This window comes from Dickeya oryzae, from assembly GCF_009372235.1.
Lineage (GTDB): Bacteria > Pseudomonadota > Gammaproteobacteria > Enterobacterales > Enterobacteriaceae > Dickeya > Dickeya oryzae.
The window spans coordinates 261,392-280,792 of record NZ_ML762924.1 but is presented as its reverse complement, the minus strand read 5'-3'; the positions used below and the strand labels follow the sequence as shown (position 1 = coordinate 280,792).

18 protein-coding genes are annotated in these 19,401 nt (G+C 54.3%); 3 read left to right on the top strand and 15 right to left on the bottom strand.

The genetic code is table 11. The annotated features are described in order from the left end of the window. Positions 1 to 172: 172 nt before the first annotated feature. The 4 genes from hemG to pepQ are packed head-to-tail and all read right to left on the bottom strand — an operon-like array spanning position 173 to position 4,169. Complete coding sequence (gene hemG / locus FAZ14_RS11250; RefSeq protein WP_016943416.1) at positions 173 to 712, bottom strand: menaquinone-dependent protoporphyrinogen IX dehydrogenase; 540 nt, start codon at positions 710 to 712, stop codon at positions 173 to 175. A 19-nt stretch (positions 713 to 731) separates the two neighbouring features. Continuing rightward, entirely contained in the window at positions 732 to 2,183 is a 1,452-nt protein-coding gene (gene trkH, locus FAZ14_RS11245; RefSeq protein WP_016943417.1) for a Trk system potassium transporter TrkH, read from the bottom strand. A 40-nt stretch (positions 2,184 to 2,223) separates the two neighbouring features. Beyond that, positions 2,224 to 2,838, bottom strand: a complete 615-nt coding sequence (locus FAZ14_RS11240) for an IMPACT family protein (RefSeq protein WP_153508533.1) — start codon at positions 2,836 to 2,838, stop codon at positions 2,224 to 2,226. Further along, positions 2,838 to 4,169: a Xaa-Pro dipeptidase gene (gene pepQ / locus FAZ14_RS11235; RefSeq protein ID WP_029456586.1), complete on the bottom strand. Its 1,332-nt coding sequence runs from the start codon at positions 4,167 to 4,169 to the stop codon at positions 2,838 to 2,840. The genes FAZ14_RS11240 and pepQ overlap by 1 nt, the downstream gene beginning before the upstream one ends. Before the next feature lie 184 nt (positions 4,170 to 4,353). On the opposite strand from pepQ, the gene fadB reads away from it, so the two are divergent. Together fadB and fadA are read left to right on the top strand one after the other, a co-directional pair. Next, positions 4,354 to 6,543, top strand: a complete 2,190-nt coding sequence (gene fadB, locus FAZ14_RS11230; RefSeq protein ID WP_038925072.1) for a fatty acid oxidation complex subunit alpha FadB — start codon at positions 4,354 to 4,356, stop codon at positions 6,541 to 6,543. Between the two features lie 12 nt (positions 6,544 to 6,555). Continuing rightward, the gene (fadA, locus tag FAZ14_RS11225) at positions 6,556 to 7,719 is read left to right on the top strand and encodes an acetyl-CoA C-acyltransferase FadA (protein ID WP_038903019.1); all 1,164 of its coding nucleotides are present in this window, start codon (positions 6,556 to 6,558) and stop codon (positions 7,717 to 7,719) included. 215 nt (positions 7,720 to 7,934) lie between these two features. On the opposite strand, the gene fre is transcribed toward fadA, so the two are convergent. Together fre and ubiD are read right to left on the bottom strand one after the other, a co-directional pair. Continuing rightward, on the bottom strand, positions 7,935 to 8,636 hold the full coding sequence (gene fre / locus FAZ14_RS11220) for an NAD(P)H-flavin reductase (RefSeq protein WP_016943422.1): 702 nt from the start codon (positions 8,634 to 8,636) through the stop codon (positions 7,935 to 7,937). 49 nt (positions 8,637 to 8,685) lie between these two features. After that, positions 8,686 to 10,182: a 4-hydroxy-3-polyprenylbenzoate decarboxylase gene (ubiD, locus tag FAZ14_RS11215; RefSeq protein WP_071602814.1), complete on the bottom strand. Its 1,497-nt coding sequence runs from the start codon at positions 10,180 to 10,182 to the stop codon at positions 8,686 to 8,688. Between the two features lie 203 nt (positions 10,183 to 10,385). Between ubiD and rfaH the strand changes: the two genes are divergently transcribed. After that, a complete protein-coding gene (gene rfaH, locus FAZ14_RS11210; RefSeq protein ID WP_012882945.1) occupies positions 10,386 to 10,874 on the top strand; it encodes a transcription/translation regulatory transformer protein RfaH in 489 nt (162 codons plus the stop codon). Positions 10,875 to 10,946: 72 nt separating this feature from the next. Here the strand turns inward: rfaH and hemB are convergent, their stop codons facing one another. The 9 genes from hemB to rmuC form a co-directional block, all read right to left on the bottom strand. Next, positions 10,947 to 11,969, bottom strand: a complete 1,023-nt coding sequence (gene hemB, locus FAZ14_RS11205; RefSeq protein ID WP_012882944.1) for a porphobilinogen synthase — start codon at positions 11,967 to 11,969, stop codon at positions 10,947 to 10,949. Between the two features lie 2 nt (positions 11,970 to 11,971). Then, the gene (gene tatD / locus FAZ14_RS11200; RefSeq protein WP_153508532.1) at positions 11,972 to 12,766 is read right to left on the bottom strand and encodes a 3'-5' ssDNA/RNA exonuclease TatD; all 795 of its coding nucleotides are present in this window, start codon (positions 12,764 to 12,766) and stop codon (positions 11,972 to 11,974) included. Positions 12,767 to 12,878: 112 nt separating this feature from the next. Then, on the bottom strand, positions 12,879 to 13,649 hold the full coding sequence (gene tatC / locus FAZ14_RS11195; RefSeq protein WP_016943427.1) for a Sec-independent protein translocase subunit TatC: 771 nt from the start codon (positions 13,647 to 13,649) through the stop codon (positions 12,879 to 12,881). Positions 13,650 to 13,652: 3 nt separating this feature from the next. Continuing rightward, positions 13,653 to 14,282 (bottom strand): Sec-independent protein translocase protein TatB, encoded by a 630-nt coding sequence (tatB, locus tag FAZ14_RS11190; protein WP_016943428.1) that lies wholly within the window; start codon positions 14,280 to 14,282, stop codon positions 13,653 to 13,655. Positions 14,283 to 14,285: 3 nt separating this feature from the next. Next, the gene (gene tatA / locus FAZ14_RS11185) at positions 14,286 to 14,540 is read right to left on the bottom strand and encodes a Sec-independent protein translocase subunit TatA (RefSeq protein WP_016943429.1); all 255 of its coding nucleotides are present in this window, start codon (positions 14,538 to 14,540) and stop codon (positions 14,286 to 14,288) included. A gap of 88 nt (positions 14,541 to 14,628) precedes the next feature. Further along, positions 14,629 to 16,266 (bottom strand): ubiquinone biosynthesis regulatory protein kinase UbiB, encoded by a 1,638-nt coding sequence (gene ubiB, locus FAZ14_RS11180; RefSeq protein ID WP_038925075.1) that lies wholly within the window; start codon positions 16,264 to 16,266, stop codon positions 14,629 to 14,631. Then, a complete protein-coding gene (gene ubiJ, locus FAZ14_RS11175; protein ID WP_016943431.1) occupies positions 16,263 to 16,871 on the bottom strand; it encodes a ubiquinone biosynthesis protein UbiJ in 609 nt (202 codons plus the stop codon). The genes ubiB and ubiJ overlap by 4 nt, the downstream gene beginning before the upstream one ends. 13 nt (positions 16,872 to 16,884) lie before the next feature. Beyond that, positions 16,885 to 17,640: a bifunctional demethylmenaquinone methyltransferase/2-methoxy-6-polyprenyl-1,4-benzoquinol methylase UbiE gene (gene ubiE, locus FAZ14_RS11170; protein ID WP_029456587.1), complete on the bottom strand. Its 756-nt coding sequence runs from the start codon at positions 17,638 to 17,640 to the stop codon at positions 16,885 to 16,887. Between the two features lie 134 nt (positions 17,641 to 17,774). Next, positions 17,775 to 19,316: a DNA recombination protein RmuC gene (gene rmuC / locus FAZ14_RS11165; protein ID WP_016943433.1), complete on the bottom strand. Its 1,542-nt coding sequence runs from the start codon at positions 19,314 to 19,316 to the stop codon at positions 17,775 to 17,777. Positions 19,317 to 19,401 lie beyond the last annotated feature (85 nt).

Genomic DNA, 19,401 nt, shown 5'->3' with positions numbered 1-19,401 from the left:
TCATGAAGTGTCAACGATTATTTTCGTTTCCGCTTCCTCACACCGCGCTGCGTTGCCGCTGTTGCCGTGTCAGTGGAGGCGCATTATAGGGAGTTATTCCGGCCTGACAAGCACTAATTTCAAAAAAATTACTGAACGCCTCTTTTTTCACCACCACGCCGATTTCACACCGTCAAACCGCCTTTTTCTGGCTAAGTTGGCCAAACGACTGGGCAAAACGCGCCACCTGCTCCCAATCGGTATATTCAATCTCTTTGGTACTGTCAGTTTCACCGCCCGTCATGCGCATAATCAGTTGAATCATGACGCGGTCGAACCAACGATAACGGGGATAGCGCAACGCTCCAGCAAACACGGCCCCCAAGTCGGGCTGCCAGGGAGAGCGCAGCAGAAACTTGCGGGTATATGCGTTGGTTTGCAGCGAACGCTTTTCAGGTTTACGGGCCGTCAGATTGACAGAAAAGAACGCACTGGGTTTTTGCTGTAATAATGCAAGGTGCTGACGGATGAATTTTTCCAGCGCTGGGTGAAAATGTCCGTAGCGCACTGATGCACCAATCATCACCTTGTCGTACTTATCGAGATCGACTTCATGGGCGCTCAGAATGTTGACAACATCACACTCCAGCGTCCCTTTCAGGTTATTGGCGATGTAAGACGCTATCGCCCGTGTTTGACCATCCCGACTGGAAAACAATATCAATGCTTTCATAGCACGTTTCCTTTATCCGTTATTCCCGCCAAAAAGTGGGAGTAAATAGCACCAGCATGGTGAACACTTCCAGACGACCAAATAACATGGTGACAATCAGAATCCATTTGGCGGCGTCATTCATGGACGTAAAATTGTCGGCGACTGTCCCAAGCCCTGGGCCAAGATTGTTAAGGGTGGCAGCGACAGCAGCAAAAGCAGAGAAATTGTCGACCCCTGTCGCAATCACTGCCAGCATACTGATGATAAACACCAGCGCATACGCTGAGAAAAACCCCCACACCGCTTCCAGAATTCGTTCCGGCAACGCGCGCTGGCCGAGTTTAATGGTATAGACCGCATTCGGATGCACCAGTCGTTTCAGCTCACGCGATCCCTGTAAAAACAGTAACAGGATACGGATGACTTTCAGACCACCACCGGTTGAACCCGCACAACCACCGATAAACGCGGAGCAAAGCAGCAATACCGGCAAGAACAACGGCCAGGAGGCAATGCTATCGGTAGTAAAGCCTGCTGTCGTTGCCATCGACACCACCTGAAAAAACGCCTGGTTCAACGTTTCCATACCCGTTTTGTACACACCATGCACCCACAAAACGAGGGTACAAATCACAACCAGCGACATCTGCACAAAGATAAACATGCGAAACTCGGGGTCACGCCAGTACACCCGTAAGCTGCGACCGCTTAACACCGCAAAGTGCAGACCAAAATTACAGCCGGAAATCAGCAGAAACACCGCAACAATGGTATTGATGGTAGGACTGTTGAAATAGCCGATGCTGGCGTCATGGGTTGAAAATCCACCGATAGCGATAGTCGAAAAACTGTGGCTAATCGCATCGAATACCGACATGCCCGCCAGCCACAAAGAGAAGGCGCATACCACCGTTAGCAACACATAAATCAGCCAGAGGGTTTTGGCGGTTTCCGCGATGCGGGGACGCATTTTATTGTCCTTCAGCGGACCTGGCATTTCGGCGCGATAAAGCTGCATCCCCCCGACGCCCAGAATCGGCAGAATCGCTACCGCCAGTACAATGATCCCCATCCCGCCCATCCATTGCAGCATCTGTCGATAGAACAGAATCGCCTTCGGTAGAGCATCCAGCCCAACCAGTGTAGTAGCACCGGTGGTTGTCAGGCCGGAAAAGGATTCAAAAAACGCATCTGTCACCGAGAGATTGGGACGTTCAGCAAACAAAAAAGGCAACGCCCCAACGCTGCCCAGCACCGTCCAGAACAACACGACGATTAAAAACCCCTCGCGGGCTTTCAACTCATGCCGGTGCTTACGGTTGGGCAACCACAGTAGCAACCCCATCACCAACGCGACAATAAATGTCTGAATAAATGCACGACCGGCACCGTCACGGTAGATCAACGCCACCATGCCAGGAATGAACATGGTGCCGGAAAACAGAATGACCAGCAGTCCGACAATGCGGGTTATGGCACGCAGGTGCATCAGGGAGCCTTCCTTTAATGGTTCAAGATTACGTGCTGGATTATTGTGAAATTGACTGCAAATGCAACGCACCACGACTAATATCGCGTAGTCGCCGCGCTGCTTCTTCCACTGCCGTTATAGGAAACGCCAGTTGGAGGGCAACATCACCCGCGTATTCCGTTGAGACGATGTTCCCCTGTAATGCCAGTACCACGCTCTCCACCTGCGGCAACAACGCATAGTCGCATTGCAATCGATAGTTCTGATACATCACTTTCTGGTGTACTGACAGTTGTTTCAACGCTTGCTGGACGCCACCGCCATAGGCTTTGACCAGCCCACCAGTACCCAACCTGATGCCACCATAATACCGTATCACTACCGCCACGATTTCACCGATGCCACTCCCCATCAATTGAGCCAGCATCGGTTTACCGGCGGTTCCCGAAGGTTCTCCGTCATCAGAAAAGCCAAGCTGTTGAGAATCGGCGGGGGAGCCTGCGACATAGGCCCAGCAATGGTGGGCCGCCGAGGGATGCTGCTCACGGGCCTGCTGAATCACGTCTCGAGCCGCTTCCACCCCACAGGCAGGCGCGAGCAGGGTAATAAAACGACTCTTTTTAATGTCTTCATCGACGCTAACAGGTGCCGCGGGCACCGGATATGACTGCATCAGGCCAGATCGAGCGCACGCGTTAAGTTTTCGATGCGTTTGTCATGGACCACGATATTGTCTTCAATACGGATACCACCAAACGGACGTAACGCATCCAGCTTCTGCCAGTTGAAATGCTGGCGCAACGCACCCTGACGCCAGGGTTCGAGCAGAGAATCGATGAAATAGATACCCGGTTCGATTGTCAGCACCATGCGCGGCTCCAAAATACGGGTACAGCGCAAATAGGGATGGGCAGACGGCGCTGGCAAGGTGGTGCCAGTGTCATCCTGCATAAACCCGCCGACATCGTGTACCTGCAAGCCAAGCGGATGGCCCAGGCCATGCGGCAGGAACGGCGAGGTTACCCCCTGTTCTACCATCGCTTCTTCACTCAGCCCAGTCACCAACTGATGGCGTTTAAGCAGCGATGCAACACGGTGATGCATCTGCAAATGGTAATCGGTATAACGCACACCAGCTTTCATCGTATCGATCAGCGCCAGTTGCTCGTGATTCAGGTCCTTCACCAGCGCCGCATACTCGTTGTCATGCTGCGCGGCATAAGTGCGGGTAATATCTGCCGCATAACCGTTATATTCCGCACCGGCATCCAGCAGGAAACTGCGCATTTCCGTCGGCACACGGTGTTCCAGTTGGGTGTAGTGCAGCACCGCCGCATGCTCGTTAAGGGCAACTATATTGTCATAAGGCACATCGGTATCACGGTGCCCCGTGGCAGTCAGGTACGCCAGATTAATATCAAACTCGCTCATGCCGGACTGGAACGCTTCGTAAGCAGCACGATGACCAACCACCGCTGTTTTCTGCGCTTCGCGCATACAAGCCAGTTCATAATCCGTTTTATAGGCACGATGGTAATGCAGATAATCCAGTACGCCTTTCGGGTTGATGTGCTCCGGCGTAATCCCCAGACTTAGCGCGCGCTGCGAAGCGGAGCCGATATAAGCAACCTGCTGACGCTGGGCAGGCAGTTGCGCTGCAATATCATCGGTCTTGCGCAGCACCTGGATATCCAACGACGTCGTCCAAAAACTGTCCGGCACTGGCGCGACGTTATGCCAGTAATCAACGGGGGAATAGAACCACAGCTTCGGTGTATTGACCCCATCCACCCACAACCAGCAATTCGGCACCTGCGTCACCGGTAGCCAGGCTTTAAACTGCGGGTTAACCTTGAACGGATAGGCATGGTCATCCAGAAACGCCATCATCAACTCACCGGAGTGGATCAATAAGGCATCCAGATTATGCCGAGCCAGAACTGCCTGCGTGCGTTGCTGCAGGGTCGCCACATGTTGATGATACAAAGAAGCCAACGTTTCCATCATAATCCCCATTGATAACCACCTGTTTTCCAGTGTAACACAGCCCCCCGATGACAACAGCGTTGCTCAGTCTGTGATCTTCCCGGCAAATCCCTCACGCATTGTTTGCATTTCATTAACATCAAACCCACAATTTTCTTCACTATCTGGTCGTACCAGATAACGGATAACAGTGGAGAACACCATGATCTATCAAGGCGACACGCTGTACCTCAACTGGCTGGAAGACGGCATTGCCGAACTGGTTTTTGCTGCGCCTGGCAACGTCAATAAACTGGACACCCGTACGGTGGCCAGTCTTGGCGAAGCCCTGAATCACCTGAAAGAACACCCTTCGCTCCGCGCCCTGCTACTGCGCTCGGACAAACCCGCGTTTATTGCCGGAGCGGACATCACCGAATTTTTATCGTTGTTCGCTGCACTGCCGGAAACCCTTCATCAGTGGCTGACCGACGCCAACGCCATTTTCAGCCAACTGGAAGACTTGCCGGTGCCGACGCTCTCTGCCATCAACGGTTATGCGCTGGGCGGAGGATGCGAATGTGTGCTGGCGACCGATTTCCGCCTGGCGACACCCGACGTTCGCATTGGCCTGCCGGAAGTGAAACTGGGGATCATGCCGGGATTTGGCGGCACAGTTAGGTTACCGCGACTGCTGGGCGCCGACAGCGCGCTGGAAATCATTACCGCCGGTAAAGACCTCCCTGCCGACGAGGCCCTGAAAGTTGGGTTGATCGATGCGGTTACCAGCAACGATAAGCTGCTGTCGTCAGCGTTGCATATGTTGCGTCTGGCGGCGGAGGATAAACTTGACTGGCGAGCCCGTCGCCGCCAGAAACAAGCGCCGCTAAGGCTTAACCGCATCGAGGCAACCATGAGTTTTGCCACCGCCAGCGCACTGGTGCAGCAAGCTGCCGGTCCTCACTACCCTGCGCCAATGACAGCGCTCAAAACCATTGAAGCTGCCGCCAGATTAGATCGTGACGCCGCGCTGAAACTGGAAACCGACAATTTCGTTACGCTGACGCAAACCACAGCGGCGTACGCGTTGGTCGGTGTCTTCCTGAACGAACAAGCGGTAAAAAGCACGGCCAAAAAATGGGCTGGCGACGCTTCGCCACCAGCACGCGTTGCGGTACTCGGTGCCGGGATCATGGGTGGCGGTATTGCCTGTCAGTCGGCACGTAAAGGCGTGCCGGTATGGATGAAAGATATCAACGAGAAAGCGCTGACGCTGGGGATGGAAGAGGCAGCCAAACTACTGAATGCACAGCTACAGCGCGGCAAGCTGGATGCCCTGAGCATGATGGGCATACTGGCTCGTATCCACCCGACATTGAATAACAATGGGCTGGAGCAGGCTGACCTGGTTATCGAAGCGGTGGTGGAAAACCCACAAATAAAGGCCAGGGTACTGGCCGATGTCGAGACCTGCGTCAGTGAGCAGACGTTGATCGTTTCCAATACCTCGACCATTCCTATCGGGCAGTTGGCCACCGCCTTGCAACGACCGCAAAATTTCTGCGGCATGCATTTTTTCAATCCGGTACACCGGATGCCGTTGGTAGAAGTGATTCGCGGCCCCCAGACCGATGAGAAAACGCTGGCTCGCGTAGTCGCTTACGCCACCAAAATAGGGAAAACCCCGATTGTAGTGAATGACTGCCCCGGATTTTTCGTCAACCGTGTGCTGTTCCCTTATATCGCCGCGTTCTGTCTGCTATTGCGTGACGGTGCGGATTTCCGCGATGTTGATGCCGTGATGGAAAAACAGTTCGGCTGGCCGATGGGACCGGCTTACCTGCTGGACGTGGTCGGGCTGGATACCGCCCACCATGCTCAGGCGGTAATGTCGGCAGGTTTTCCGCAGCGCATGGCAAAAACCTACCGCGACGCGGTCGATGTTCTGGTGGAACACCAGCGTTTGGGTCAGAAAAGCGGTGCTGGCTTCTACCGTTACAGTCCGGATGCGAAAGGCAAACCACGCCGGGAACAAGACGACCAGACCGATATTCTGCTGGATGCCGCCTGCGGGCCGAAGCGGACCTTCAGCGCACAAGAGATCACGCATCGCCTGATGGTACCAATGCTCAACGAAGTCGCACGTTGTCTGGAAGAGGGGATCGTCGCCACACCGGCGGAAGCCGATATGGCACTGCTTTACGGACTGGGTTTCCCGCCGTTCCATGGCGGTGCCTGCCGTTATCTGGACACTCTGGGTAGCCAGCACTACGTGGACATTGCCCAATCGCTAGCGTCGCTGGGGCCGCTTTACACCATACCGGAAAGCCTGTTGCGGATGGCTAAGTTCCAGCAGCGCTATTACCCGGCGGTTGAACCTCACGCTGACCTGTCTCTCCACCAACCGGCATAAGGACGCACGACGATGGAAAATGCAGTGATTGTTGATGCAGTGCGTACCCCGATGGGTCGATCCAAAGGTGGTGCGTTTCGTCAGGTTCGGGCTGAAACCCTGTCCGCGCATTTGATGCGCAGCCTGCTGAGTCGTACCCCGGCGCTGGAAGCGGATAAAATCGACGACATCTACTGGGGATGCGTGCAACAGACACTAGAGCAAGGATTCAATGTGGGGCGTAATGCCGCATTACTGGCTGAAATTCCCCACTCGGTACCCGCCGTTACCGTCAACCGTCTGTGCGGTTCATCCATGCAGGCGTTGCACGATGCGGCACGAACCATCATGACGGGTGATGCCGAGGTGTGTCTGGTCGGTGGCGTCGAGCATATGGGGCATGTGCCGATGAGCCACGGTGTTGATTTTCACCCCGGCCTTGGCAAAAACATCGCGAAAGCCGCAGCGATGATGGGGCTGACGGCAGAGCTACTGGCTCGCCAGCACCACATCAGTCGTGAAATGCAGGATGCTTTCGCCGCCCGCTCACACCAGCGCGCCTGGGCTGCGACCCAATCCGGTGCATTTCGCCATGAAATTATCCCCACCACCGGTCATAACGCCGACGGCGCGCTACATCCTTTTGACTACGATGAAGTCGTCAGGGCTGACACCAGCCTCGACGCTCTGGCAGCGCTGCGCCCGGCATTTGACCCGGTGAATGGTACGGTCACAGCCGGTAGCTCATCGGCATTGTCAGATGGTGCCGCCGCGCTGCTGGTGATGAGCGAATCCCGTGCGCTGGCGTTGGGGTTAACGCCACGGGTACGCGTGCGGGCGATGGCGGTCGTTGGCTGTGACCCTTCCGTGATGGGATTCGGTCCGGTACCCGCGACCCAAAAAGCGCTACAACGGGCGGGACTCGCTGTGAGCGATATTGGTCTGTTTGAACTCAATGAGGCGTTTGCCGCCCAAACGCTGCCTTGTATCAAAGCATTAGGATTGATGGATAGCCTGGATGATAAGGTCAACCTGAATGGCGGGGCGATTGCGTTGGGCCATCCGTTGGGGTGCTCCGGGGCGCGTATTATCACCACGCTTATCAATTTGATGGAGCAGCGAGACGTAGAGTTCGGTGTGGCGACCATGTGTATCGGGTTAGGTCAGGGTATTGCCACGGTGCTGGAGCGGGTATAACCCACCCGTATTGATGTCCACCTGCTATCCATTGGCTACGCTTCATCGCTATCATCCCCCCGTCGGCGTCATTACGTCGGCGGGGCGAACACAGATAGCGCAGTAAGCCACACGTACCGGCATCCTAATAGGTGCCAAAACAATGTGTAGGTGCCACAACAACGTGGCCGGGATAACAACCCGGCCACGACAGAACAGCAAGCAAACTGGCAGGATCAGATGAAAGAAAATGCGTCGCTGTACATGTGTGCAGGCTGTGCGCCACGTTCATTACAAAAACGCTCACGGGCGATTTTTGCCATTTCAAAACGCCCTGCGATGTAAATGTCATGCGAGGCCAGTGTGCCGAAATCCTGGAGCACAGCGCTTAACACGGTACCAGAACGGCCATGCCACTGTTCGTCCGGCTGTTCAACGACCGGGATCACGTTCAGGTTGGAATGCGACTGCGCCAACGACTGCAACTCGCCCAAATCGTATAAATGACGCAGTTCACGTCCGCCCCAATAGACGGAAACCTGACGTTCTGGCTGACGTGCCAGCACCGTCAGTAAAATCGAACGCACGTAAGAAAAACCTGTTCCACCCGCGATCAAAATCAACGGCCGGTCGCTGTCTTCGCGCAGCCAGGCGTCGCCATGGGGAATATCAACCACCAGCGACTTTTCCTTCAGGATGCGGTCCATCACCGCCATTGCATACAGGTTCATCTCGGAAGCGCCGATATGCAATTCAATAGACTCTTGCTCAATAGGCGTTGAAGCCATAGAGAACGGGCGCTTGTCACGTTCGTCCATTACTACCATCAGGTATTGCCCGGCACGGAAGGAAAAAGGTGCCGATGGCAATAAGCGCACCCGGTAAACCGTATCGGTGATAGCGTCCACCGACGTTACTGTACAGCTCAACGTTGTCATGCGATCCCTCTGTAGGGTCAAAACAAAACGGGGAACAGGATAAGCGACGTCAGCGCGGCTTACCACTGTCATTCAATATGGCTAACTCGTCCCATATGGCATCCACACGGGCGACAACCGACGGATCTTTGGTAATAGGATGCCCCCATTCACGCTGTGTTTCTCCCGGCCATTTATTGGTTGCATCCAGACCCATCTTGGAGCCGAGTCCAGAAACCGGTGAAGCAAAATCCAGGTAGTCGATTGGCGTATTCTCCACCAGCAGCGTATCACGCGCCGGATCCATACGCGTGGTGATAGCCCAGATCACATCTTTCCAGTCGCGGGCATTAATATCATCATCGCAGACGATAACAAACTTGGTATACATGAACTGGCGTAAAAAAGACCAGACGCCCATCATCACCCGTTTAGCGTGCCCGGCATACTGTTTTTTCATAGTAACGACCGCCAGACGGTAAGAACAGCCCTCCGGCGGCAAATAGAAGTCGACAATTTCCGGAAACTGCTTTTGCAACAGCGGCACGAACACTTCGTTCAGCGCCACCCCCAGCACTGCCGGTTCATCAGGCGGACGACCAGTATAAGTCGAATGATAAATAGCATCACGACGCTGGGTAACATGAGTGACAGTAAAGACAGGAAAATGATCCACTTCGTTGTAATAGCCAGTATGATCGCCATAAGGTCCTTCCGGCGCGATTTCATCCGCGTCGATATAGCCCTCCAGCACGATTTCAGCACTGGCCGGTACTTCCAAATCGCAGGACACACATTTGACCACTTCCGTCTTGTGACCACGCAATAACCCGGCAAAAGCATATTCAGACAGCGTATCCGGCACCGGCGTTACCGCCCCGAGGATCGTCGCCGGATCAGCGCCCAACGCCACCGCCACCGGGAAGCGCTCGCCAGGGTGCTGTTGGCACCACTCCTGGAAATCCAACGCACCACCACGGTGTGACAACCAACGCATAATCAGTTTGTTGCGACCAATCAGCTGCTGGCGGTAAATCCCCAGATTCTGACGCTCTTTGAAAGGCCCGCGCGTCACCGTCAGTCCCCAGGTGACCAACGGAGCGACATCGCCCGGCCAGCAATGCATAATCGGAATCCGCCCCAGATCCACCTCTTCGCCTTCCCACACCTGTTCCTGACAGGGCGCGTTCGAAAGGCGCTTAGTTGGCATATTCAGCACCTGCCGAAACTTGGGTAGCTTATCCACCAAATCGCGAAAACCACGTGGCGGCTCAGGCTCTTTCAAAAACGCCAGCAAACGGCCGACATCCCGCAACGCGCTAACCTCTTCCTGCCCCATGCCTAACGCCACGCGTTTCGGCGTACCGAACAGGTTGCACAGCACCGGCATAGCGTAACCTTTGGGATTTTCAAACAGCAAAGCCGGGCCACCGGCACGCAAGGTGCGATCGGCAATTTCCGTCATTTCCAGGTAAGGATCTATCGGCTGATGGATGCGTTTGAGTTCGCCTCTCGCTTCAAGCTGTGCGAGAAATTCACGTAAGTCACGGTATTTCATGCTGATCATCAGAAAGGTCAGTGGTGGAAGTATTATAAAGGCTCTTGGTCATGCTGTCGCTTACCGACCATGCTATTTCTGGCACCAGCCCCGCTGATACGGATAATCAACACTGCCTACATTTAGGAATTTCCCCCAACAATTTTATCCCGCAAGGCGTAACGCTTTTGCTATCCTCTCCCGCGATAAAAGCCACAGAAAAAAGTGAAACTATGCGAGCCTGGTACCTACTTTATTGCAAGCGCGGCCAATTGTTGCGGGCCAAAGAACATCTGGAGCGTCAGGACGTGGTCTGCCTGAGCCCGATGATCGCGCTGGAGAAAATCGTACGAGGAAAACGAACCGAGGTCAGCGAACCGCTGTTCCCCAATTATCTGTTCGTTGAATTCGACCCGGAGCACATACACACCACTACCATCAGTTCAACACGTGGCGTGAGTCATTTTGTCCGTTTCGGCAACCTGCCGGCGTTGGTCCCTCAGCAGGTGATTGAGGATTTGCAACACCATCAGTGCACCACTCATGTCGACCCGGAAACACCACAACCCGGCGATCAGGTCACCATCACCGAAGGGGTATTCAGTGGCTTAGAGGCTATCTATACCGAACCGGATGGCGAGGCACGCTCCATGCTACTGCTCAATTTGCTGAATAAGCAGGTGCGGCAGAGTATCGACAATCGTCAGTTTCGAAAAGTCTGAACCGTCAGGGCATGGCCCTGACGGCATGCTGTCATCGACAGTAATTACAGTACAGTGATGACAGCGAGGTCATCAGCGGCGTAACGCGTCATCACGCAACCATTCGGCCACGCGTTTGGCGAAATAGGTCAGCACCCCATCCGCACCGGCACGCTTGAAGCACAGCAGCGATTCCATCACCAGCGGCTGTTCTTGCAGCCAGCCATTCTGGATGGCCGCCATCTGCATCGCATACTCACCAGACACCTGATAAGCAAAGGTCGGCACACCGAAGGTGTCCTTCACCCGCCGGACCACGTCCAGATACGGCATACCCGGCTTCACCATCACCATATCCGCGCCTTCTTGCAGATCCTGTGCGATCTCCTGCAACGCCTCATTCGTGTTGGCCGGATCCATCTGATAGGTTTTCTTGTTGCCGCCTTTCAGGTTGCCCGATGAGCCCAATGCATCGCGGAACGGCCCGTAGTAACAAGACGCGTACTTGGCGGAATACGCCATGATCTGGGTATTCACCAGCCCTTGCTCTTCCAGCTGTTCGCGAATCGCACCGATTCGGCCATCCATCATGTCGCTGGGGGCCACGATCTCTGCACCGGCTTGTGCATGAGACAGCGCCTGACGCACCAGAATCTCTTTGGTAATGTCGTTGACCACATAGCCGTCTTCATCAATGACACCATCCTGACCGTGAGTCGTGTAAGGATCCAGCGCCACATCGGTCAGCAGCCCCAACTCCGGTACGGCATCTTTCAGCGCACGCACCGCACGCTGCACCAACCCATCCGGATTGTAAGCCTCTTCAGCCAGCAACGATTTTTTATCCGCTTCGATCACCGGGAACAGCGACAGCACTGGGATACCCAGTTTGGCAATCACTTCCGCTTCTCTTACCAGCTCATCAATGGTCAGGCGATACACGCCCGGCATGGAGGGTACTTCCTGACGTCCCTGCTTGCCTTCCATGACAAACACCGGATAGATGAGGTCGTTAACCGTAACCTGATGTTCCGCCACCAGACGGCGGCTGAAATCATGGCGACGCAGACGGCGCAGGCGACGTCCTGGAAACGCACCGGGAAAAACATTACTCATCATTATTCTCCTTTCTGGCCCGGGCGGAAAATCCGACGGGCGTTTTCATCCACATTTCTGCCAAGCCATTGCGCATCCTGGCTGCGCCAGAGCGCAACCTGATGGACGATATGTGGCAGAAAACAGGGTTCGTTACGGCGGGATGCAGGTTTAGGATGTAAATCCCGGGGTAACAGATAGGGCGCATCGGTTTCCAGCAACAACCGATCGTCCGGAATCCGGGGGAGTAGCTCGCGTAGCGCCAACCCACGACGCTCATCACACACCCAGCCGGTAATGCCGATCATCAATCCGGCACGCAGGCATTCATCCAGCTCGTCGCCTGAGCCGGTAAAACAGTGCAACACCACCGCAGGCAGTTTATCGAGCCATGGCGTCAGCAGCGCCATAAAACGCCCATGCGCATCGCGGCAGTGCAAAAAAACCGGCATGTCATGCTCAGCAGCAATCGCCAGTTGTGCGCTGAATGCCAATTCCTGTTCTTCGGGAGTGGAAAAGTTACGGTTAAAATCTAACCCGCACTCGCCGATCGCCAGCACCTGCTCACGTCCTGCCAGTTGGTGAATCAACGCCGCCGTGTCATCACTCCAGCTACTCGCATCATGTGGATGTACACCGGCGGTTGACCAACAGTAATCGGGATATTGCGTGGCGAGCAGGTATGCCTGCTCACTCTCGCTTGCATTGGTTCCGGTTAATAACAAGCCCGTCACCCCCGCCTGACGTGCCCTGCTCACCACCTGCTCTTGGTCTGAACGAAACTGTGAGCTGGTCAGATTAACGCCAATATCGAACATGCGCTGATATCCCAAAACCCGTTATGGTGACCACCGTGGACACCCCCAAAAAACAACACCTCCCGAAAGAGGTGTCACAGTAAGAAGGCCGCCGTTTAACGGCAAACACCACTCAGGAAGACGGCGCAGATTCGTCAACGTCGTCTTCTTCCTCTGGCCGACGCCGTTTACCAACGTAGAACTGGGCGAAAAACACGCCGATTTCAAACAACAAATACATCGGAATGGCCAACAGCGTCTGGGAGAACACATCCGGTGGCGTCAGCAGCATCCCCACCACAAAGGCACCCACCAGCACATAAGGCCGTTTCTGTTTCAGACTTTCCGGCGTAACGACACCACTCCAGCACAGCAACACGATGGCTACCGGCACTTCGAACGACACACCGAATGCCATAAACAGCGCCATGACGAAATCAAGGTAGTTATTGATATCGGTCGCAATCAATACCCCCTTCGGCGCGGTCTGGGCAAAGAAACTGAACGCTAACGGAAAGACGATGAAATAAGCGAACGCCATTCCCATGTAAAACAGCAGGCTGCTGGACACCAGCAACGGCATCATCAAACGACGTTCGTGCTTGTACAAGGCGGGAGCCACAAACGCCCACACCTGATACAACACCAGTGGCGCAGATAAAAACACCGACACGATCAGCGTCAGCTTTATCGGGGTGAAAAACGGCGAGGCCACATCGGTCGCAATCATGCTAGCCCCGGCCGGCAGTTGTTTAATGAGCGGCGCAGAGACAAACTGATAGATGTCATTGGCAAAGTAAACCAGTGCCAGAAACACGACCAGTACGCTGATAATGCTATTTAACAACCGCTTACGCAGTTCGATCAGATGGCTTATCAGCGGTTGAGTTTGATCAACAGCCATAGGTTAACGATCACCAGAAGGTTGAGAGGAAGAAGCGGGCGGCACCGGCTCAGGTTTGGCCTTGCTTTCAGTATGGCTGGCAGTATGGCTGACGTTTTCCGATACCGGCACCGCCGACACGGGTACGTTCGGCACCGTTGTCTCTGCCTGTATTTCTGCCTGCGCAGTCGGCTCAGTAGCCGGAACAGCCGCAACAGGAGTTACGGAGGCAACATCCGGCTTCACATTCTGCTCCGTATGGCTTTGCGCTTTCAGCTCAACTTCCAGCACGCCATCATGCGCAGCTTCTGGATCGGCAAGCGGCACATGCCCTGGCGCATCACTGTTATCCAGCTTGATACTGTGCGGACGCTTCATCGCTTCGGCGGCCTCTTTCAGCTCATCCATCGACGCTTTCAATTCCGGCGACAAATTTTGCAACTGGCTGGCCTGTTCCACTTTCTTCAGACTTTCCTGCAATTCCTGCAGTTTCATCTCCTGCGCCAGTTCATTTTGTACCGTCGATGCCAACGAGCGCAGCGCCCGTATCCACCCGGCCACCGTTTTTACCGCTATCGGCAAGCGTTCAGGTCCCAGCACCACCAGACCGATCACCATCACCAACAGCAGTTCACTAAACCCGATATCAAACACCGGTTATACCTGCTCTTTATGGTGGCTTTTCTCTTCCTGACTTGTCTGCGGCTTGTTCTCCGAAATGGATTTAGTCGCAAAGTCAGCGTCTTGTTGCTTGTCATCATTGGCAGCAGGCTTATCGTCACTCATTGCTTTCTTGAAACCTTTGATTGACGCGCCCAAGTCTGACCCCAGGGTTCTCAGCTTATTGGTGCCAAACAACAACACCACGATCACCCCGATAATCAATAGATTCCAGATACTAATACCGCCCATACTATGCTTACCTCTTTACTCAAAAGGAATTCATGTAACACGCTCATCAGTCAACGTCAGGATACTGATGAGGCGTTATTCAACGGGTTCAGCGAGTACTGCGCCAGCCGATAATCCAGGCCACGAAACCAGCAGCGAACAAGCCAGCCGGTACAATATCCGCTTCGACCTGACTCACCAGCAGTATCGTCCCGCTCAGCAGCAACGTCGCGCCCACGCCCAGCAAGTAGCGAGCCTGACCATGACGGATACGTTGCGAACGCAACTCGCCGGTCAATAACTCCATGTTCTGCTTCAACATTTTATGCTGACGTAAACTGTCGTAGAACAATTCAGGAATCTCGGGCAGCTTTTCTGCCCAAAACGGCGCTTTCTCTTTAAATGCCCGCAACATGGCAGGCAAGCCGACTTGATCCTTCAGCCAGGTTTCCAGAAAGGGCTTTGCCGTCTTCCACAAATCCAGCTGAGGGTAGAGCTGACGCCCAACGCCCTCAATGTACAGTAACGTCTTCTGGAGCAACACCAACTGGGGTTGCACTTCCATATTGAAGCGACGCGCCGTATTAAAGAGGTTCAATAATACATGACCGAAAGAAATTTCTGCTAACGGCTTTTCAAAAATGGGCTCACAAACGGTACGGATAGCAAATTCGAACTCTTCTACGTTGGTCTCAGCCGGTACCCAACCAGAATCTACGTGCAATTCAGCGACTCGACGGTAGTCACGGTTGAAAAAAGCAATAAAGTTCTCCGCCAGATAGCGCTTATCTTCTTTATTCAGCGAGCCGACAATACCGCAGTCAATCCCGATATACTGCGGATCTTCTGGATGTTCATAACTGATGAAGATATTACCGGGGTGCATATCGGCATGGAAAAAGCTGTCGCGGAATACCTGAGTAAAAAAGACCTGAACGCCACGCTCGGCCAGCAACGGCATGTTGACACCATGCTGCTTCAATGCATCGATGTCCGATACCGGAATACCGTAGATACGCTCCATGACCAGCACTTGTTCGGTGCAGTAATCGGAGTACACCTCTGGAATATACAACATCGGGCTGTTTTCAAAATTTCGCCGCAACTGGATGGCGTTGGCCGCTTCACGCAGCAGGTTCAGTTCATCCAGCAGTGTTTTTTCGTAATCGCGTACCACTTCACGCGGTCGTAAGCGACGACCATCCGGCAGCAATAGCGGTAACCAGCCAGCTAACCGATTCATCAGGCGCATGTCCGCCTTGATGACTGGCAATATATCCGGGCGAATGACTTTGATGACGATCTCTTTGCCCGTGGTTTTCAGTCTGGCGGTATGCACCTGAGCAATCGACGCCGATGCCAGCGGCTTAGCGTCAAAATCATCAAACCAGGTTTCCAGCTTGCCGCCCATCGACGTTTCAATCTGGTGACGGGCCAGTTCGCCATCAAACGGCTCAACCTGGTCTTGCAGCATCGCCAGTTGATCGGCAATGGCCGGAGGAAAGAGATCACGGCGTGTGGACATCATCTGACCGAACTTGATCCACACGGGACCCAGTTCCTGCAACGCCAGTCGCAGACGCTCGCCCAGTGGCTGACTTTTGTGACGATTCGGTAACCAGAACAGTAAACAACGCCAAAGGCGTAGCGGCATGGTGAGAGGAATACGCGGGATCAACTCATCCAGCCCGTAACTCAGCAATACCCGGATAATCCGGTACAACCGCAACAATTCTCCCGGCGTCATGGCGCTCCCTCCAGTTTTGCCAGCCTGACGGACAGTGCCTCCACCGCTTGCGCCAACGCGTCCACTTCGTCGGCAAACCAGAGTCCTTCCAGCTTGCCGGGTGCCAGACACCACTCCTCGGTTACGGTTTCCGACAGCGCCTGCTGCTGGCGGCATGTTGAACGCATCAACGTCCCCGCAACCTTACCCGCCGCCTGACTCAGCCCTTCTGCCACTACATCACCCAGCCAGGGCGACAGCCATTCTGCCGGGTCAAACTCCGCCAGATCCAGCAAGGTGACAAACTGCTGCGCCACCTGAATATCCCCTTCCAGCACCAATTCACCACTGCGCATCAGGGCAGACAATTGCTGCCGGTCGCGCAATTTCATCAATGCCGGTAAGCGGGTTTGCAACCAACAGTCTGGCTGCTCTGCCCACTGACTCACCACATCAAGGCGATATTCGGAAAAAACCAATACCAACGGCGTACCCAATTCCGCCACATCCACTCGCAACGTTTTTCCGTGCAAACGCTGACGGGCGGCTTTCAGACTCCGGTCACGGAACAAAAGCTGGTTGAGCGCTGTTTCCAGTGCCGCCGTCAACACAGGCATTATCAACATGGGAGTATCCAACTCAGAATTTAAATCCGCGATGCAGCGCCACGATACCGCTGGTCAGATTGAAGTAATCCACACTGTCAAAACCGGCATCGACCATCATCCCTTTTAATGTCTCCTGGTCGGGATGCATACGAATGGATTCCGCCAGATAGCGGTAGCTACCGGCATCACTGGCAACCATTTCGCCAATACGGGGCAACACGTGGAAAGAATAGACGTCGTAGACTTTGCTCAACACCTTCACGGTAGGTTTTGAGAACTCGAGCACCAGCAAGCGGCCACCGGGTTTCAGCACCCGATACATAGAACGCAGCGCTCGCTCTTTCTCGGTGACGTTACGCAATCCGAAGGAAATGGTGATGCAATCGAAAAAATTCTCTGGAAACGGCAACGCTTCCGCATTGGCCTGCACATAACTGACATTACCCACCACACCGTTATTACGCAGCTTCTCGCGTCCGACTTTCAGCATTGACGCATTGATATCCGCCAACACCACTTCGCCTTCATCTCCTACCAGACGGGAGAATTTGGCGGTCAGATCACCGGTACCACCCGCCAGGTCCAGCACGCGCTGGCCACGGCGTACACCGCTGCACTCAATGGTAAACCGTTTCCAAACACGGTGAATACCAAATGACATCAGATCATTCATCAGGTCATATTTGGCAGCCACAGAATGAAAAACATCCGCCACCATGGCTTCCTTATCATCTTTCGCTACCGTGCGAAAACCAAAATGTGTCGTCTTATCCGAATCGTCTACCATGTTATCCACCTGCTTCTTCAACTTCAGGATCGCATTACCCATTAATGGGTAGCATTAATGGATAGAGAGTGTACCAGACCCCGCTCAAAAGCGACCGCCCTTCTTTCCACCCTGTGCGCTGAACCTGATCAACATCATACCGCTGTGCCATTCGGCACATCATCCATGCCATCTACACTGTGTTCAGTCTCATCATCATGCGCGTTTTGTGACAATGCGAGCAACGCATCCGGCGTCAAAGGCTCATCTTGCATCATGGGGACATTGACTGGCCGCTTGATCTCCACCCCCAATGCCCGGAATCCTTCGGCCTGACCTATCAGATTGCCGCGCCCGGACGCCAGTTTTTTCATCGCCTGACGGTAACCTGCCTGCGCTTTCTCCAGCCCTTGCCCCAGCGACGCCATATCATCAACAAACAAACGCAGCTTGTCGTACAACCGTGACGCGCGTTCGGCGATTAACTGCGCATTACGGCTTTGCTGCTCATAACGCCAGAGATTGTTAATCGTCCGTAACGCTACCAGTAAAGTCGTAGGGCTGACCAGCATAATATTGTGACGTAATGCCTCGGTGATCAGATCAGGCTGACGATCGATAGCCACCAGAAACGCCGGTTCGACGGGAATAAACATCAACACATAGTCGAGAGAACGCAACCCCGGTAGTTGTTGGTAATCCTTGCTGCCCAGCAACCGAATGTGATTACGGATAGACAACAGATGTTCATTCAGGGCTGCCGCTCGTTCAGCTTCATTATCGCTGTTGAAATAGCGCTCATAAGCCACCAGCGACATTTTGGCGTCGATAACCACATCTTTGCCATGTGGCAGCCGCACAATCACATCCGGTTGCAGGCGGCTATTGCTAGCGGTCTGAACGCTGACCTGGGTGTCATATTCATGCCCTTCACGCAATCCGGAACTTTCCAGTACCCGGCTCAACACCACTTCGCCCCAATTACCCTGGGTTTTGTTGTCGCCTTTTAACGCATTAGTGAGGTTGATGGCTTCCTGCGCCATGCGGGCATTCAGTTGCTGTAGATTGCGGATTTCATGCGCCAGTGTGTGTCGCTCACGCGATTCCGCCCCGAAGCTCTCTTGCACCTGACGGCGAAAACCATCCAGTTGCTCGCGTAATGGCGTCAACAGCTTCTCCATGCTCTGCTGGTTTTGCTGGTCCACCTTGTGTCCGGTCTGCTCAAAGATACGATTGGCGAGGTTTTCAAACTGAGTGGATAAACGCTGTTCGCTATTCATCAGCAACCGCTGCTTCTCCTCCGCCGCCAGCCGGGTTTCCTCAAGACGAATGGTGACTTCACGCAGTTCTGCTTCCTGCGCACCGTTGGCCTCACGCAATGCACGCAGTTCCTGATTGAGCTGGGCACACTCTTCCCGTAGCTCTGCCAGTTGCCGCAGTTTTTCCTCACCCGCCGCCAGTTGTGCGTGTAGCGAATGTAACGCCTGCGCCTGTTGATCCAACCGCTGCTGGTCTTGCTGCCGCGCTTGCTGGTTTTCGCTCAGTTGCTGGCGCGTCTGTTCCAGCGCCTGCTGCTGTAACCGAAACTCGGTATCATGCCGCGCCTGACGCTGCTGTTGCAGCAAGCTGGCCGCCAGCCAGCCCAACAACAGGCCAACAACGCCACCGCCGATGCCATAAAACAAGGAGATATCCACACCGCCCCCAGGTTATCAGTACCACTGCCCGCCAAGGTAAAGTGAGGCTGTATATCTGTCCAGAGGTTATGTGCGAAATCGGCCG